This is a genomic window from Kribbella sp. NPDC050281, from assembly GCF_040655855.1.
GTDB lineage: Bacteria > Actinomycetota > Actinomycetes > Propionibacteriales > Kribbellaceae > Kribbella.
The window spans coordinates 204,540-220,587 of the sequence record NZ_JBFAKS010000002.1; the positions used below are offsets into that span (position 1 = coordinate 204,540).

General features: G+C 69.5%; 16 protein-coding genes. 9 read left to right on the forward strand and 7 right to left on the reverse strand.

Annotated features, from left to right (window positions below):
• The first annotated feature begins 106 nt into the window (after positions 1-106).
• Both AB0I34_RS03545 and AB0I34_RS03550 read left to right on the forward strand, forming a co-directional pair.
• Entirely contained in the window at positions 107-799 is a 693-nt protein-coding gene (locus AB0I34_RS03545) for a response regulator transcription factor (RefSeq protein WP_360438700.1), read from the forward strand.
• A complete protein-coding gene (locus AB0I34_RS03550) occupies positions 796-2,067 on the forward strand; it encodes a HAMP domain-containing sensor histidine kinase (protein ID WP_360438703.1) in 1,272 nt (423 codons plus the stop codon). Before AB0I34_RS03545 ends, AB0I34_RS03550 begins: the two co-directional genes overlap by 4 nt.
• On the opposite strand, the gene AB0I34_RS03555 is transcribed toward AB0I34_RS03550, so the two are convergent.
• Together AB0I34_RS03555 and AB0I34_RS03560 are read right to left on the reverse strand one after the other, a co-directional pair.
• On the reverse strand, positions 2,056-2,844 hold the full coding sequence (locus tag AB0I34_RS03555) for a phosphotransferase (RefSeq protein ID WP_360438706.1): 789 nt from the start codon (positions 2,842-2,844) through the stop codon (positions 2,056-2,058). The two genes, AB0I34_RS03550 and AB0I34_RS03555, sit on opposite strands and share 12 nt — an antisense overlap.
• A gap of 4 nt (positions 2,845-2,848) precedes the next feature.
• Positions 2,849-3,802, reverse strand: a complete 954-nt coding sequence (locus AB0I34_RS03560) for a sugar-binding domain-containing protein (protein WP_360438709.1) — start codon at positions 3,800-3,802, stop codon at positions 2,849-2,851.
• A gap of 199 nt (positions 3,803-4,001) precedes the next feature.
• Here AB0I34_RS03560 and AB0I34_RS03565 point away from each other — a divergent pair, with 199 nt between their 5' ends.
• The 7 genes from AB0I34_RS03565 (at position 4,002) to AB0I34_RS03595 (ending at position 11,655) form a co-directional block, all read left to right on the forward strand.
• Positions 4,002-5,375: a sugar ABC transporter substrate-binding protein gene (locus AB0I34_RS03565; protein ID WP_360438712.1), complete on the forward strand. Its 1,374-nt coding sequence runs from the start codon at positions 4,002-4,004 to the stop codon at positions 5,373-5,375.
• Between the two features lie 84 nt (positions 5,376-5,459).
• A complete protein-coding gene (locus AB0I34_RS03570) occupies positions 5,460-6,440 on the forward strand; it encodes a sugar ABC transporter permease (RefSeq protein WP_360438715.1) in 981 nt (326 codons plus the stop codon).
• Complete coding sequence (locus AB0I34_RS03575) at positions 6,437-7,321, forward strand: carbohydrate ABC transporter permease (RefSeq protein WP_360438718.1); 885 nt, start codon at positions 6,437-6,439, stop codon at positions 7,319-7,321. Before AB0I34_RS03570 ends, AB0I34_RS03575 begins: the two co-directional genes overlap by 4 nt.
• Before the next feature lie 5 nt (positions 7,322-7,326).
• A complete protein-coding gene (locus AB0I34_RS03580) occupies positions 7,327-8,787 on the forward strand; it encodes a mannitol dehydrogenase family protein (RefSeq protein ID WP_360438721.1) in 1,461 nt (486 codons plus the stop codon).
• Between the two features lie 9 nt (positions 8,788-8,796).
• The gene (locus tag AB0I34_RS03585; RefSeq protein ID WP_360438724.1) at positions 8,797-10,254 is read left to right on the forward strand and encodes an FGGY family carbohydrate kinase; all 1,458 of its coding nucleotides are present in this window, start codon (positions 8,797-8,799) and stop codon (positions 10,252-10,254) included.
• Positions 10,255-10,299: 45 nt separating this feature from the next.
• The gene (locus tag AB0I34_RS03590) at positions 10,300-10,899 is read left to right on the forward strand and encodes an ATP-binding protein (protein ID WP_360438727.1); all 600 of its coding nucleotides are present in this window, start codon (positions 10,300-10,302) and stop codon (positions 10,897-10,899) included.
• A 99-nt stretch (positions 10,900-10,998) separates the two neighbouring features.
• Entirely contained in the window at positions 10,999-11,655 is a 657-nt protein-coding gene (locus AB0I34_RS03595) for a hypothetical protein (RefSeq protein ID WP_360438733.1), read from the forward strand.
• Positions 11,656-11,685: 30 nt separating this feature from the next.
• Here AB0I34_RS03595 and AB0I34_RS03600 read toward each other — a convergent pair whose 3' ends face one another.
• The 5 genes from AB0I34_RS03600 to AB0I34_RS03620 are packed head-to-tail and all read right to left on the reverse strand — an operon-like array spanning position 11,686 to position 16,035.
• Positions 11,686-14,505, reverse strand: a complete 2,820-nt coding sequence (locus AB0I34_RS03600) for a BTAD domain-containing putative transcriptional regulator (protein ID WP_360438736.1) — start codon at positions 14,503-14,505, stop codon at positions 11,686-11,688.
• A 9-nt stretch (positions 14,506-14,514) separates the two neighbouring features.
• On the reverse strand, positions 14,515-14,964 hold the full coding sequence (locus tag AB0I34_RS03605) for a pilus assembly protein TadG-related protein (RefSeq protein ID WP_360438739.1): 450 nt from the start codon (positions 14,962-14,964) through the stop codon (positions 14,515-14,517).
• Entirely contained in the window at positions 14,961-15,401 is a 441-nt protein-coding gene (locus AB0I34_RS03610) for a TadE family protein (RefSeq protein WP_360438742.1), read from the reverse strand. The genes AB0I34_RS03605 and AB0I34_RS03610 overlap by 4 nt, the downstream gene beginning before the upstream one ends.
• The gene (locus AB0I34_RS03615; protein ID WP_360438745.1) at positions 15,388-15,816 is read right to left on the reverse strand and encodes a TadE/TadG family type IV pilus assembly protein; all 429 of its coding nucleotides are present in this window, start codon (positions 15,814-15,816) and stop codon (positions 15,388-15,390) included. Before AB0I34_RS03615 ends, AB0I34_RS03610 begins: the two co-directional genes overlap by 14 nt.
• A 9-nt stretch (positions 15,817-15,825) precedes the next feature.
• On the reverse strand, positions 15,826-16,035 hold the full coding sequence (locus AB0I34_RS03620) for a hypothetical protein (RefSeq protein ID WP_360438748.1): 210 nt from the start codon (positions 16,033-16,035) through the stop codon (positions 15,826-15,828).
• Positions 16,036-16,048: the final 13 nt, after the last annotated feature.

Here is a 16,048-nt window from a genome sequence, read left to right on the forward strand (position 1 = left end):
TTGGCCTCCAGACCATCAAAGGAGTGCGAAAACGGCAGGAAAGCGGAGCGAAAGTCCGCCGAAAGAGCAGGCCGGAGGATGCGGGTCGTCCGGCTACCTTGGTTGCGTGCGACTACTGGTGGTGGAGGACGAGGAAGGCCTGGTCAGCGCTCTGCGCTCCGGACTCGGCCGGGCCGGCTATGCCGTCGACACGGCGCTGACCGGTGCCGAGGCGACCGAGAAGCTCGCGACCACGGCGTACGACCTGGCGATCCTCGACATCACGCTGCCGGACACCAGCGGCCTCGACCTGTGCCGTGCTGTACGCCGGGGTGACATCGAGGTGGCGTCCGGCCGCGAACTGCGAGTGCTGATGCTGACCGCGCGCGCCTCGCTGGCGGACCGGGTCCGCGGGCTGGACGAAGGCGCGGACGACTACCTGACCAAGCCGTTCGCACTGGTCGAGTTGCTCGCCCGGATCCGTGCGCTGCTGCGCCGCGACGTCACCAACGGCAGCACGCAGCTGCACGTCGGCGACCTGGTGCTGGACTCCTCCCGCCACCTCGCCACCCGGTCCGGCCGCGAACTCCCTTTGACGTTGAAGGAGTTCGGCGTACTGCGGTATCTGATGTCGCGACCCGGGCATGTGGTGTCGGCCGAGGAACTGCTCGAGCACGTCTGGGACGAGAACGCGGACCCGTTCACCCAGAGCGTCCGGGTGACGGTCGGAACGCTGCGCCGCAAGCTCACCCAGGACGGCGAGGAACCCGTGCTGGAAACGGTGATCGGCCGGGGCTACCGGCTTCGAGGTGACGCATGAAGATCCCCCGCCCGCCCTGGACCCAGACGATCCGCTTCCGGCTGACGCTGACGTACTCCGCCATACTGATCGCGCTCTCCGCACTGCTGCTCGGTGGCGTCTACCTGACGCTGTCGCAGCTCCTGGACCCCAAGCCTTTGGACCAGATCCAGGTCAACAAGGTCTACAAAGATGCCGAGGGCAACCTCAAGCTCAAGCAGGGCCAGGTGATCCAGGCCGCCGAGATCTCCAGCGTCGAGTCAGCGGTGAACTACCAGACCCTGCAGACGTTGCGGAACTACTCGGCCGCCGGCATGGGCGTGCTGTTCCTGGTCAGCCTCGGTACCGGCTGGTGGCTGTCCGGCCGGGCGCTGCGGCCGGTACGGCGGATCACCGCGACCGCGCAGGAGATCTCGGCAACCGACCTGTCCCGCCGGATCGCGCTCGGCGGACCGCACGACGAACTGCGGAACCTGTCCGACACCGTCGACGACATGCTCGGCCGGCTGGAGTCGGCGTTCGTCGCGCAACGGCAACTGGTCGACGACGCGTCGCACGAGCTGCGCAATCCGCTCGCGGTGATCCAGGCGAACGTGGACGCGGTTCTCGCGCACGACGACACCCCGCCGGAGGACCGGGCCCAGGCGACCGCGATCGTGAGCCGGGCGATCCAGCGGATGACGCGGCTGGTCGAGGATCTGCTCGCCTCGGCCCGCCGGTCCTCGCCGGCGTTCGTCGACGCGGACGTCGATCTCGCCGCGATCGCGGGCGAGGCGGCTGAGGAGTACGAACTGCTCGCGGCCGATCGCGAGCTTCACGTCGTACGCCGGTTGTCCCCCGGGCCGACCGCGGCCGGGGACGCGTCGGCGCTGCGGCGGGCGGTCGACAACCTGCTCTCGAACGCGGTCCGGCTGGCGCGCGGTGGAAGTGAACTGGTGCTCGCGGTGGGCAGCCGCAACGGCTGGGCCTGGATCGCGGTGCGCGACGAGGGTCCAGGGATCGCGGCGGATGACGCTGATCGCGTCTTCGACCGCTTCTTCCGCGGCGGTCAGCGGCAGCCGCCGGCGACCATCCCGTCGACCGGGCAACGCCGAGCTGGCCTGGGCCTGGCCATCGTCCGCCAGATCGCCGAGTCCCACGGCGGCACTGTTGCCCTCCACTCGGAGCTCGGCGTCGGCAGCACGTTCATCATCTGGCTCCCCGAACGGTCCCTCACCAACAGCACCCGCCGTACCCCCACTCCACCCGACGAAGACCCTCTCGGTCCCCGCCCAGGCTCAGGCCAGTAGGGCCTGGTGCAGCGCGTCCGCGTGAGCGGTGAACCAGTGGTTGGTGCGCTGGGTGAGCGCGGCTTCGCCGGTGGTCCAGCGTTGGTGGAACCAGGGGTGACCGGTTTCGGCGCCCCGGCGGACGTAGTCCATGCACCAGACGTGATTGTCGGCGGCCGCCTCGACCAGTCGCAGCCGGTCGGCTTCGGACAGGCCGTAGCTGTCGGCGAAGCGGCGGAAACGGGCGAACGTGCGGCCGCGGCGGGCGTCGTGGATGTCGGCGGCCGGGCGCAGCGGCCCCCACAAACGGATCGCGGCGGCCACGTCCCACAGCGCCGAGCCAGGACCGGCGAGGTCGAAATCGATCAACGCGACCGCGACCCCGTCCCGGAACACGATGTTGTCCAGGTTCGGGTCGTTGTGGCTGACGATGTCCTCGACGTACGCCGGGGGCACCGGCTCGGACCAGCTGAAGTCGTCAGGCCGGAAGCCGGCGACCGCCTGGTGATACTCACGCAGCAGCGCGGCGACGCTGTCCAGTGCGGCATCCGTCATCGACCAGGCCGGGTACGGCGGCGTCACCGTCTCACCGGGCAGGAACGACAACACCTCACGCCCCTGCCCGTCGATCCCGAGGATCGTCGGCGCACCCTCGAACCCGACGTCTTCCAGGTGCTGGAGCAGCGCATGGATCGCCTCGCTGTTTCCGCGCAGCGGACGGCGTACGGTGTCTCGGACACGCACCACCAGTCCGCGGTTGGCGGTACCACCGAGCAGCGGGGTCTCGACCTCGACCATCAGGTCAGGTTGTCTCGTCCAGCAGGGCCCTCGCAAGTGGACTGTGTGTCACCAGGCCGTTCACCAGCCCGCTGCGGACCGCGGCGCGCACCGCGCCGACCTTGGCCAGCCCGTACGGGATCGCGATCACCTCGTCGATCGCGTCCATCTGCTCGGCGTTGATCGCGATCACCCGGTCGGTCACCCGGCTCTGCACCGCGGCGCCGTCCGCATCGACGAACACCCCGGAGATGTCCGCGACCACTCCGCGCCGGAGCAACTGATCACACGCCTTCTCGTCCATCGCGTCGTACAGCGTGGACTGGTCGGCCGCCCAGGACCCGAGCCCGACCACGGCCTTGGTGACCGAGTCGAAGTGGCTGATCGCCTCCGCGACCTCCGGCTGCTGCCGCAAAGCCCGCGCGGTCGCGGCATCCGGCACGACCAGCGGTGCATAGAAGAGGTACGCCGCTCCGCCGGACAAACGAGCGGTGTGCCGGACCAGCTCCACCGAGTTCGCCTCGACATCCGGGCGGGTCAGCGCGCCGGTCAGCTGGACGACGGGCACGGGAGCGAGTGAGGTCAGCTGCTCGGTCATCGCGGTGACCGCCCGGGCCCACGCGAGCCCCAGCACGTCGTCCGCGGTAACGATCTCGGACAGCAGGTCCGCGGCAGCCTTGCCGAGCTGGAGCCGCAGCGCGGCCGGGTCCTCCTCAGGAGTGTCCACCACGATCGCGCGGCGCAGCCCGAGGGACTCCTGCAGGCGCGCGGACAGATCGAGGTCGATGGCGCCCGGATGGCTGATCTCGATCCGCACCAGCCCGCTGCTGCGCGCCTGGTCGAGCAGCCGCGCCACCTTGAAGCGGCTCAGCCGGAACTCGTCGGCGATCTCCACCTTGGACCGGCCGTCGACGTAGTACCGCCGCGCGATCGACGCCGTCAGCACGAGCTGCGCCGGACCGCCGGTGATGGGCTCCATGGTGCCTCCACGATGTTCAGGCCCGCTCATATGAGCAGGCCCCCGCCCTAGTGTTGCACAGGCTCTTGACAAGGCGCTCGGGTAACAGTTGACTCATATATGAGCAGCGTGATGCTCATCTGAGCGAAGTGAGCGAGGGAGCACCATGCCCGAGACGCGCGAGGCCTTCGTGAGAGATCAACATCAGGTGGAGGTAGCTATGCGCAGCAGGTTCACGAAGTCGAGGACGATCGCGCTGGCCCTGCCGGCGGCAGCCGCGCTGGCGCTGGCCGGCTGCGCAGGTGCCGGTGGCGGCGGCGATAGCAGCGGTGGCAGCGGCGGTGAGAAGTCCATCAACGTCCTCATGGTCGGCAACCCGCAGATGGTGGACATCCAGCAGCTCACCGCGGACAGCTTCACCAAGGACACCGGCATCAAGGTCAACTACACCGTGCTGCCGGAGAACGAGCTGCGTGACAAGGTGACGCAGGACGTTGCGACAGGGGCCGGCCAGTACGACATCGCCACCGTGGGCGCCTATGAGGTGCCGATCTGGGCGAAGAACAACTGGCTGCACGAGCTCGGCTCGTACGCCGACGGCGACGCCAACTTCGACAAGGCTGACCTACTCAAGCCGATGGTGCAGTCCCTGTCCGGTGAGGACGGCAAGCTCTACGGCCTGCCCTTCTACGGAGAGTCGTCGTTCCTCATGTACCGCAAGGACATCTTCGCGAGCAAGGGCATCACGATGCCCGAGCGTCCCACCTGGCAGCAGGTCGCCGACATGGCCGCGAAGGTCGACGGCGCGGCGCCCGGCATGAAGGGCATCTGTCTGCGCGGTCTACCCGGGTGGGGCGAGCTGGGCGCCGCGCTGACCACGGTGGTCAACACGTTCGGTGGCACCTGGTTCACGAAGGACTGGCAGGCACAGGTGAACAGTCCAGAGTTCACCGAAGCGACCAACTTCTACGTCAACCTGCTGAAGGCCCATGGCGAGGCGGGTGCCTCGCAGGCGGGCTTCACCGAGTGCCTGAACGCGATGAGCCAGAGCAAGGTCGCGATGTGGTACGACGCGACGTCTGCCGCCGGCTCACTCGAGGACCCCAAGGTCAGCAAGGTCGCCGGCAAGGTCGGCTACGTCTTCGCCCCCGTGAACAAGACCAAGGTGTCGGGGTGGCTGTGGACCTGGGCGTGGGTGATGCCGAAGACCACGAAGAAGGCTGACGACGCGTCGAAGTTCATGCTGTGGGCGTCGGGCAAGGGCTACGAGAAGCTCGCGGGCGAGAAGCTCGGCTGGTCCCGTGTTCCGGCCGGAAAGCGGGCGAGCACGTATGAGATCCCTGAGTACAAGCAGGCCTCTGCCGCGTTCGGACAGATGACGCTGAAGTCGATCGAGGAGGTCGACCCGACCAACCCCGGCCTGCAGCCCCGGCCCACGATCGGCATCCAGTTCGTCGACATCCCGGAGTTCCAGGACCTCGGCACCAAGGTGACCCAAGACGTTGCCGCGGCCATCGCCGGACGAGGCACGGTCGAGCAAGCGCTCGCGAAGGGTCAGAAGCTCGCCGAGCAAGCGGCAGCCAAGCAGAAGTAGACCCGCCCGGGGCGGACCGCGCCATCCGGTCCGCCCCTAGCCCGGGACCTCCGTCATCGGTGGGGTCTCGCACCTGGAGGAACCATGACTGCTCTGGCATCAGAGCCGGCTACCACCCGGCCCACGACCCAGCCTCCCACCGCGCGCGACAAGTGGCGTCGTCGGGGGCCGCTGCTCCCCGCGCTGATCTTCACCATCATCATCACCCAGATCCCGTTCCTGCTGACGATCGCCATCTCGACGCTGCACTGGAACATCCTGCAACCCGGCGAGAAGAACTTCCTGGGGCTGGGGAACTACCAATCGTTCGCCGGTCTGCAGAACTATGCCACCGTCTTCAGCGATGCCCGGCTGCGGAACGCGGTCGTCAACACCGTCGTCCTGACCGCGTCGGTGGTGGTCATCAGTGTGCTGATCGGGCTCGGGCTCGCGATCCTGCTGGACAAGCGTTTCCCGGGACGTGGACTGGCGAGAACCTTGCTCATCGCACCGTTCCTGGTGATGCCCGTCGCGGCGGCGCTGCTGTGGAAGCACGCGTTGTACAACCCCGACTATGGCCTCTTCAACGGTGTCCTCAACTGGATCTGGCAACTGTTCGGCGCCGAGCAGGGGCCGACGATCGACTACGTGTCGCGCTGGCCGATGCCCTCGGTGATCGCGGCGCTGGTATGGCAGTGGACGCCGTTCATGATGCTGATCCTGCTGGCCGGGCTCCAGTCACAACCCGGCGACGTACTCGAGGCCGCCAAGATCGACCGTGCCGGCAGCTTCCAGACCTTCCGTTTCATTACGCTGCCGCACCTCCGGCAGTACATCGAGCTCTCCGCCCTGCTCGGCTCGATCTACGTACTGCAGACGTTCGACGCCATCTACACGATCACCCAAGGTGGGCCCGGTTCCGCCACGACCAACCTTCCGTACGAGATCTACCTGACCACGTTCCGCAAGTTCGAGTACGGCGAGTCCGCTGCTGCCGGCGTCGTGACGGTGATCGCCACCATCATCGTCGCCACCTTCGCCCTTCGCACCATCTCGTCCCTGTTCAAGGAGGAGATCTCCCGATGACCACCGTGGTGGACAAGCCTCAGACCAGCGGCTCGAGGACCAGCCGGCGACGCGGGCGCCAGACCGAACCGAGGAGATCGGGGTTTCCATGGTGGGCAATAGGCACCTGGATCGTCACGTTGATCTTCTTCCTGCCAGTTGCCTGGATGGTGCTCACCTCGTTTCACGATGAGGCCGACGCGGCAACGAACCCGCCGTCCGTGTTCGCCCCGATCACCTTCTCCAACTACGGTGATCTCTTCAACCGTGATATCGCGCCATACCTGATCAACTCGGCGACAGCCAGCATCGTGTCGACGATCCTCGTGCTGGTCCTGGCCGTGCCGGCGGCCTACGCGCTGTCCATCAAGCCGGTCGAGAAGTGGACCGACGTACTGTTCTTCTTCCTGTCGACCAAGTTCCTGCCGCTCATCGCCGCGCTGCTGCCGATCTACCTGATCGTCAAGTACCTCGGGATGCTCGACAACATCTACACACTCGTCATCCTCTACACCTCGATGAACCTGCCCATCGCGGTATGGATGATGCGCTCCTTCCTGGCCGAGGTGCCCTTCGAGATCCTCGAGGCCGCGCAGGTCGACGGCGCGGGCTTCATCCGCACCCTGGTCTCGATCATCACGCCCATCGCGATGCCGGGGCTCGCGGCCACCAGTCTGATCTGTTTCATCTTCAGCTGGAACGAGTTCATGTTCGCCGTGAACCTCACCTCCGTGCGTGCCGCGACCTCCCCGATCTTCCTGGTCGGGTTCATCTCCAGCCAGGGCCTCTTCCTCGCCAAGCTCTGCGCGGCCGCGACCCTCGTGTCGCTCCCGGTCCTCATCGCCGGCTTCGCGGCTCAGGACAAACTCGTCCGCGGACTGTCGCTCGGAGCGGTAAAGTGACCCAGATGCTCTCCGTGACCACGTTAGGTGCCCTGAGCAACGAGGTGGGTGTCCCGTCGTACGACCGTACGGCGGTGCGGCCAGGCATCGTGCACTTCGGCGTCGGCGGCTTCCACCGGGCCCACCAGGCGATGTACCTGGACCGGCTGATGAACGACGGGAAGGCCCTCGACTGGGGCATCGTCGGCGTCGGCGTACTTCCCCAGGACAGGAGGATGTACGACGTCCTGTCCGCGCAGGACCACCTGTACACGTTGGTGATCAAGCACCCGGACGGGACGCTCGAGCCGCGGGTGATCGGCTCGGTCGTCGGCTACCTGTTCGCGCCCGACGACCCGTCCGCCGTACTGGACCGGCTCGTCGATCCAGCGACGCGGATCGTGTCGCTGACGATCACCGAGGGCGGCTACAACGTGAACCAGGTGACCGGCGAACTGGACACCTCCGACCCCGCGCTGGCCGCGGACCTGGAGCCGGGCGCGACGCCGGGGAGCGTGTTCGGGTTCATCGTCGAGGCGCTGGCGCGCCGGCGGGCGGCCGGAGTGCCGCCGTTCACGGTGATGTCGTGCGACAACATCCCGGGCAACGGACATGTCGCCCGCAAGATGCTGGCAGCTTTCGCTCGGCTCAAGGATCCGTCGGTCGCGGAGTTCCTGGAGACCGAGGTGCGGTTCCCGAACTGCATGGTCGACCGGATCACGCCGGTGACCACGGATGCCGACCGGGCCGCGCTGGCCGAGAGGTTCGGGATCGAGGACGGCTGGCCGGTGGTGTGCGAGCCGTTCACGCAGTGGGTGCTCGAGGACGACTTCGGTGGTGACCGGCCGCCGTACGACGATGTCGGCGTACAGATCGTGGGTGACGTCGAGCCGTACGAGCTGATGAAGTTGCGGCTGCTGAACGCGAGTCACCAGGCGCTGTGCTACCTCGGCTACCTGGCCGGCTACCGGTACGCGCACGAGGTGTGCCAGGACAAGCTGTTCGTCGACTTCCTGCTCCGCTACATGGACGACGAGGGGACGCCGACGCTGCCGCCGGTGCCCGGGGTCGACCTGGACCGGTACAAGCACCAGTTGATCGAGCGGTTCGCGAACCCGGAGGTCCGCGACACCCTGGCCCGCCTGTGCGCGGAGAGCTCGGACCGGATCCCGAAGTGGCTGCTGCCGGTCGTCCGCGAACAACTCGCGGCCGGGCGGAGCATCACGCGGTCGGTGCTGGTGGTCGCGTCGTGGGCGCGGTACGCCGAGGGCGTCGACGAGCAGGGCGAGCCGATCGAGGTGGTGGACCGGCTGCGCGACAAGCTGGTCGAGCGGGCACAGCACAACCGCGAGGACCCGCTGGTGTTCATCTCGGACCCGGATCTGTTCGGTGACCTGGCGTCGAACGACGTGTTCGTGACGCAGTACATCGCCGCCCTGAAGTCGCTGCACGAGATCGGCGCCCGCGCCACTCTCGAAGCCCTCTAATGTGGACACATGACTGAGCTGAGGCTGGTTGCCGGGGTGGACTGCTCTACCCAGGCAACCAAGGTTCTGGTGTGCGATGCCGAGACCGGAGCGGTGGTGCGGGAAGGACGCGCGCCACACCCGGACGCCACGCAGGTGGATCCGGCCGAGTGGTGGAAGGCCTGGGAGATCGCGTCGGACGGGCTGCTCGACGGAGTGGAGGCGATCTCGGTCGGCGGCCAGCAACACGGCATGGTGCTGCTGGACGAGGCCGGCGAGGTCGTTCATCCGGCGGTGCTGTGGAACGACACCAGCTCCGCGGACGCGACCATCGAGCTCGTCGAGGAGCTCGGTGGGCCGGGTGCGTGGGCCGAAGCGGTCGGATCGGTCCCGGTGCCTTCGTTCACCGTCACCAAACTGCGGTGGGTGCGGGATGCCGACGCAACTGCTCCCGGCGACGCGGCACGGCGCGAGGCCGCGGCCCGTGCGGCCGCAGTCGTGCTGCCGCATGACTGGATGACGCATCGGCTGGCGGCCGATCGGCACGGCATCGACGGCATCACCACCGACCGCGGTGACGCCTCTGGCACCGGCTGGTGGTCGCCCGCGACGAACAGCTACCGGCCGGACCTGGTAGAGCTCGCCTTCGGCCGCTCGCTGAAGCTCCCGCGGGTGGCCGGTCCGGCGGAGATCGTGGGCCACACCGCGTCCGGCGCCGTACTGGCCGCCGGCACTGGCGACAACGCAGCAGCCGCGCTCGGCCTCGACCTCCAGCCCGGTGACGTCGCCGTGTCCCTCGGCACCAGCGGTACGGCGTTCGCCCGCTCGACGCACCCGACCGCCGACCCGACCGCTCTGGTGGCAGGTTTCGCGGACGCCACCGGCGAGTACCTGCCACTCGTATGCACGCTGAACGCCGCCCGGGTCCTGTCGGCGACCGCCGAACTCCTCAGCCTGGACCTGGACGCCTTCAACGAGGCCGCGCTGACGTCGTCCGGCAGCAACGGCCTCGTCCTGCTGCCGTTCCTGGACGGTGAGCGTACGCCGGACCTTCCGCACTCGACCGGGCTGATCTACGGCCTCACCCGCGCCACCGCCCAGCCCGCGACCATGGCCCGCGCCGCGGTCGAAGGCCTGCTGTGTGGTCTGGCCGACGCTGTCGACGCCCTCCGCGCTCAGGGCCTCCCGGTCCACCGCGTACTCCTGCTCGGCGGCGCCGCCCGGTCCCGTGCGGTCCAGGCACTGGCGCCTGCGCTCCTGGGCGCCGAGGTGATCCTCCCGGAGCCGGCCGAGTACGTCGCCTTGGGCGCTGCCCGGCAAGCAGCCTGGGCACTGTCCGGTGCCGATGCCCCGCCGACCTGGCAGGTCCCGGTCGGCAAGCCCGAGCCGTCGGTGATGTCCGACGCCGAGGCGGCGCAGGTCCGCGCCCTCTACGGCCAGGTCCTGACCAACACCGTCCCGCTGCTGTCCACGCCGTACAACCGGTAGCTCCCCGCCCCGGAGGCTGACCGGGGCGTAGCGGAGAATGTGGCGGTGAGTTCGCGTGTGGTGTTGCTGGCCGGGCCTTCCGGGGCAGGGAAGTCGCGGCTGGCCGAACTGGTGGGGCTGCCGGTGGTCCGGCTCGACGACTTCTACCGCGACGGCGACGACGAGGCGATGCCGCGCTCCCCGCTGGGGATCGTGGACTGGGACGATCCCCGCTCGTGGGACGGCGACCGCGCGGTCGCAGCCCTCGAGCAGTTGTGTACGACGGGCTCGGCGGAGCTGCCGATCTACGACATCGCCGCGGACGGCACGGTCGGTCACCGGCCGGTCAGCACGCAGGGTTCGCCGCTGATCATTGCCGAAGGCATCTTCGCCGACCAGATCACCGGCCGGCTGCGTGATCGCGGCCTACTGGCCGCTGCCATCTGCCTGCGGCACCACCGGCTCGTCACCTTCGCCCGGCGGTTCCAGCGCGATCTGCGCGAACACCGCAAGCCGCCGTTCACCCTGCTCCGCCGCGGTCTGCTGCTGCTCCGCGACGATCCCCAGGTGGTCCGGCGCTGCATCGAAGCCGGCTGCGAACCCCTGCATCCGAAGGCCGCCCGGCGCCGGATCGAGACGTTGCTCACCGAGTCGCGATCCCTCTGATTTGCAAGGCGTTCGCCCTACGTTCACCTGGCTCTGATGACATCTGGCCCGGAGACCTTCTGAAGCTCTCGGGGGCGAGAAGCCGGACGGAGAAACACCGTGACGCGGACTGCGCCAGGCGTTGCCGCTGTAGTGACCGCACTCCTGCTGGGGGTGACCGGCTGCGGGAACGACGCCGGAGCCACGGTCGGCACCGTGCAGACCCCGGCGGCGAAGTCCTCGGGGGCCGCGGTGCAGAAGGCGCCGAAGAGCGCACTGGCCGAGCTGGTCGTCCTCCCCCGCGGATATGTCGCCGATCCGCGCAGTGCTGCCGGGCCGTTCACCGCGACCACCTTCCTGGCCAACTGGTCCGCCGTACCCGCTGTCGATCGTGCGCTGCTGCTCAACGCCGGCTTCACCGACGGCTACCGCGCGTCCCGGGTCAGCGCGGACAAGAAGAAGCAGTTCACCGTGCAACTGTTCAGGGCGGCCTCAGCAGCCAAGGCGACGACCTTGCAGCAGGGCTTCTGGGACCAGGACACCCACGAGCACTCGTTCGGTGTCCCGGGCGCGCTGAGCGACGCCAAGGTCCAGTACGACGGCGGCACCGGGCAGTCCGAGGCGATCGCGGAGGTGAGCTTCGTGGTGAACACCCTGGTCGTCCAGCTCAGCGTCCGCCAGGCCGGTGCCCTGGGCACCGATCCCAAGCCCGACACCGCCCTGCTCAAGGCCATCGCCAGACAACAACGAGCCCGCCTCACCACCAGCAAGAGCTGACCGCCGGCCCGGACCGGGCCGGCGTACTCGTCAGCCGGCGTGGCGGGAGCGCGGAGCCGTTGCGGGCAGGATGTCCTCGATGAGGGCCTCGGTCTCGGGGCTGAGGACCAGGCCGTACCGCTGGATGCGGTCGCCGAGGGCCTCCACGATCCGCTCGGCCGCCGCCGTACCGCCGTACCGGAACTCGGCGGTCAGGAGGTCACGCCACAGCAGGTCGGAGCTGTCGGCGAGGCGCAGACCGGCCTGTACGGCGCTCACGGCACCCGCCGGGTCGTCCGCGTTCATCGCCAGCTCCCACAGCCGGTGCGAGGCGTCGACGACGACGTCCGGCACCAGCCGCTCGAGATGCACCCGGGCGATCCACGAGTAGCCGCCGCGGGGACGGCCGCTGAGGAACGCGCCACGCACCAGATGCAGGCCGCGACGCAGCAACTCGCGCTCGTCCCGGACAGTCTGGGCGGTCCGGCTGCGTCGGGCCAGCTCGGTGAAGCAGTCCCAGTCGACAGCGACCTCCGGACCCAGCGCGATCCGGCCCGAAGCGTCCTGGCGCAGGTGGTGACCGCCGACGGTGTCGGTGCCCAGCCACTGGCGCACTCGCTCCACGGCACCGTCCCGAACCTCGGGCGTGACCCCACGCGGCCAGACCGAGGCGCCGAGCACGCTCGGGTGCACGCCGCCGGGGTGCAGGGCCAGGAACGCCACGATCTCGGTGGCGAGCGGGACCCGCTCCGCCTCCAGCCGGTTGGGCGCCCGCACGTCCAGCGGTCCGAGGACCCCGATCCGCACGGTCGCGGTCGACCAACTCGAGTCGTCGCCGGTCCGGCCGCTGCCCGGAAGCCGGACCCGGCTCGGCCCGGTCGGCGTCGGGGTCGGAGTCCGCGCGGCACCCAGCAGCTCGGTGAGGGAGTCGACGGTCGGCTCGGACAGCCGGCTGGCCGACAGCGTCAGGCCGAGCGCGGGGATGCGCAACGTGCCCGACTCGTCGACTCGCAGCTGCCACCGTGCGCCTGGCACGGCACCGGCGACCATCAGGCCGAAGCCGGCCCGCGTCCGCGCCGCCAGCGCCGCCAGCCGGTTCGCGGTGTCCTCGCGCGGAGGTGCACCGAGTACGACGTACTGCGGGGCGGCGTCGGCCGAGCGGTTCACCCGGCCGGCCAGCACCTCGGTCTCCACCGTGCCTCGCTCGAGGTCCGGGATGACCGCTTCGATGTCGTCGACCACCTGCAGCCGCTCGCCGAGCACGTCCTCGATCGCCTCCGGCAGACCGGAGGTCGTCACGCGCAGCATGTCGGTCCACGGGTTGGTCGCCAGCTGGACCGCGACCGACGTGGCGACCTCACGGGCCACCACCGGGTCACCTTCCAGGCTCAGCGCGCCGCTGGCCGCCTCGAGGTCGACCAGGACGTCGCGGTCGTACTCGTCCCGGCCCAGGCAGACCAGAGCGGGGAACGGCGCGGGGCCGGAGCGGTCGGTCGGGATGTCGGTCCCGGAGATCCGCCAGCGTCGGCCGTTGTCGATGTCCTGCCACGGCGCGGGCGGGTTGCCCTGGGCCGGCGCGAGCAGCAGCTCCACGCCGTCGTCGTCGACGAGCGCACCGAACAGTGGTGGCAACGGCTGACCGGCCGCCTCGCACTGCCGCACCAGCGCCCGCATCACGCGGTCGAGTGCGTCGGAGCGCTCGGGGTCGGCACCGACCCGCAGCGCCACCTCGGCCGTGGTGGCCGTTGCCTCCGGATCACGTCCGCGCCGCCGGTAGCGCTCGATCATCAGCAGGCCGAGCAGGCCCGCGCCGACCAGTCCGCCGCCCAACAGGTCGGCGGGCAGCCGCCAGCGCGAGTCCTCCTGCGCGTCGCCGGCGTGGACCGCGTGGTGGTCCCCGGCAGTCGTCGTACCGGCTTCCTCGCCTTGCTGAATCGTCGGAGTCTGCGCCCCCTGCTGGACCGTCGAACCGGACTCCGTCGTGGTGGTGTTGCCGGGCTCCTCGGTGTGCGTCGTCACCGTGGCCGGCGGCGTCGCGGTCTCCAGCGGCACCCGGCTGACGCCGACGGCGTCCTCGGGCATGATCAGGTCCCACCCCGGCATGATCAGCCGGGCCAGGTGCAGGTGACTGCCGTCGGGCTGGACCCGCTCCTTGTTGAGCTCGTAGATCTCCTTGTACCGGCGGCCGTCACCGAGGTGCTTCTCGGCGATGTCCCAGAGGCTGTCGTGGTGGTGCCCGACCGGTGCCTTGACCGTGTAGACCTTCTTGCCGGCCAGCGGATTGTTCTGGTTCGTCGCCGTCGTCGTGGTCGGAGCTCCACCGAAGCGGTTGTGGTCGACCTGCGCGTTCTCCTCCGGCGCGGGCTGCTGTTGCGTCGTCGCGCTGATGGTGACCTGGGACTTGTTCTCCGTCGGCGCGCTGGAACCGTGCCCGGTCGCCGCCGCGGCCTGGCCGGCTGCGATACCGGTCAGCAGCAGGGCGCTGACAAGGATGCGTGCGAGTCGCTGGCTGCCGCCGCCGAGCGGGACTGCCACCGGGACACCACGGCCACGGACGGCACTGGCCATCTCGGCGATCACGCACACGACGAAGTGCAACCACGCGATCCAGACAACGGCGCGCAGCACCGTCAGCAGTGCGTCCACACCGATCGGCGCGGTCAGGTCCTCGCGGCTCGGCCAGCCCGACGGCAACGGCGGCGGGCCGGTCAGGACCCACAGGGCCAGCGGTACGCCGATCACGAGAAGCAGGAGTGCGAGCGCGGCGAGCGCGGTCTGGCCCGCCGAGCGCGGTTCCGGCGGCCGCTCCTGGTGGAAGCGCGACGGGTCCGGTGGGCTCGCGACGAATCGGCCGGCCTTCTGCTGAGTCATGGGTGTCTCCTAGCCGATTCCGGTCTCGGGCTCGGCGACAGCGGTGCCGTGCACATCGAACTTGTTGATACCGACCAGACCGAGGATCGCGGTGTCGACGGTGGTGTCGGCGGATACGGTCACCTGGTTCCCGTTCACGGTGACCCGGATGTTGGTGTAGCCGCGCCCGGCGAGGAAGTTGGTGGCCACCGCGCGCGCCTGGCCGGAGTCGACCACCAGCTCGCCGCGGTCACGCAGTGCGGGTACGTCGATCGCGTTGGCGCCGGCGCGGGCGGCTTGTTCGGCGTCGTCGGTCAGCCGGCTGCGCTGGTTCAGGGCCAGGCCGCCGTCGACGACCAGCCCGGCGCCGACCAGCAGGACGGCGGCGAAGCCGAGCATGAAGACGGTGGCGGATCCACGCTCACCACGCGCCCGCCCGCGGGCGGCGGCGTGGCGGAGCCGCCGGAGCAGCCTGTTCATCCGGTCCTCCGGTACAGATCGATCGGGGCCGAGCTCTCGATCGTGACCGACTTCGACCCGGGCAGCCCGATCAGGCCCAGGCCGTCGTACGAGACCTGGCAGGTGATGCTGACCGTGATGGTCCCGCCGGACACGAAGTTCCCGCTCAGGGTGGCGTTCTGGCACTGGCCGACGTCCTGCAGCTGGGCGTCGGCGGTGTCGACGGCGGTGGCGCGGGCGGCCGCCTCCGTCCGCTCCAGGCTGGCGGCGCGGACCGCGTCCCGGCTGGCCGCCTCGATGTCGCCGCGGACCGCGACGTACCGGCCGCCGGCCACGACGAGCATCATGAAGGCCATCATCACCGGCGCGAGCAGCACGATCTCCACCGCCATCGAACCGCGGTCGGTCCGGCGACGGCGGCGACGACCGGAGACACGGCTCAGGTCAGTTGTCCGCACGGAACTCCTCCAGTGGGCCTTGCACGACCTGGGTGACGGTCGGTGGATCGAGGAACGGCGTGATCTTCTGCGCGTGCCCGGTGACCTCGACCCGCACCTGATCGGTGCCGACCGGTGTGACGGTGACCTGCACGTCCTCCAGGATTCCCTGACCGATGTGGTCGGTGTAGGCGCGGCCGGCGGCCTCCGCCTTGCCCCGGTCGAGCGAGGTCCGGGCCACCCGGGCCGCCTCCCGCGCCGCGGCCGAGGCCGCCTGGTTGCCCAGGTAGATCAGCGAGAACTGGATGGTCAGGAAGATCGCCAGCATCAGGATCGGCGCGTACAGAACGAGCTCGACGCTGCTCGCGCCGCGCTCGTCCCGCCGTGCACGGATGCACCTGCCCCGGATCGCCCGGGCCCACCGCCGAACCATCATGGCCGTCGGTCAGCCCAGGTCCAGGCTGTCGGCCTTTTTGGTCAGCTTGTCCAGGATGATCTTGCCGACGGCCAGCGCGACACCGATGAGCAGCGCCGAGATCAGCACCCACTCGAGCGCCGACGCACCACCCTCGAGCCGGCGGGCACGCTGGATGCGCGCGGCGATCAGCACCCGCATGAACATGACGGTCGGGTTGTTGGGGTTGAACATCATCATTTTCCCTCCTCGG

Bases quoted from the DNA above. Each gene is read 5' to 3' on its own strand.
- AB0I34_RS03615 (WP_360438745.1), bottom strand. From the start codon at position 15,816: ATGATGGTTCGGCGGTGGGCCCGGGCGATCCGGGGCAGGTGCATCCGT.
- AB0I34_RS03575 (WP_360438718.1), top strand. From the start codon at position 6,437: ATGACCACCGTGGTGGACAAGCCTCAGACCAGCGGCTCGAGGACCAGC.
- AB0I34_RS03570 (WP_360438715.1), top strand. From the start codon at position 5,460: ATGACTGCTCTGGCATCAGAGCCGGCTACCACCCGGCCCACGACCCAG.
- AB0I34_RS03580 (WP_360438721.1), top strand. From the start codon at position 7,327: ATGCTCTCCGTGACCACGTTAGGTGCCCTGAGCAACGAGGTGGGTGTC.
- AB0I34_RS03565 (WP_360438712.1), top strand. From the start codon at position 4,002: ATGCGCAGCAGGTTCACGAAGTCGAGGACGATCGCGCTGGCCCTGCCG.
- AB0I34_RS03550 (WP_360438703.1), top strand. From the start codon at position 796: ATGAAGATCCCCCGCCCGCCCTGGACCCAGACGATCCGCTTCCGGCTG.
- AB0I34_RS03585 (WP_360438724.1), top strand. From the start codon at position 8,797: ATGACTGAGCTGAGGCTGGTTGCCGGGGTGGACTGCTCTACCCAGGCA.
- AB0I34_RS03605 (WP_360438739.1), bottom strand. From the start codon at position 14,964: ATGAACAGGCTGCTCCGGCGGCTCCGCCACGCCGCCGCCCGCGGGCGG.
- AB0I34_RS03600 (WP_360438736.1), bottom strand. From the start codon at position 14,505: ATGACTCAGCAGAAGGCCGGCCGATTCGTCGCGAGCCCACCGGACCCG.
- AB0I34_RS03555 (WP_360438706.1), bottom strand. From the start codon at position 2,844: ATGGTCGAGGTCGAGACCCCGCTGCTCGGTGGTACCGCCAACCGCGGA.
- AB0I34_RS03560 (WP_360438709.1), bottom strand. From the start codon at position 3,802: ATGGAGCCCATCACCGGCGGTCCGGCGCAGCTCGTGCTGACGGCGTCG.
- AB0I34_RS03620 (WP_360438748.1), bottom strand. From the start codon at position 16,035: ATGATGATGTTCAACCCCAACAACCCGACCGTCATGTTCATGCGGGTG.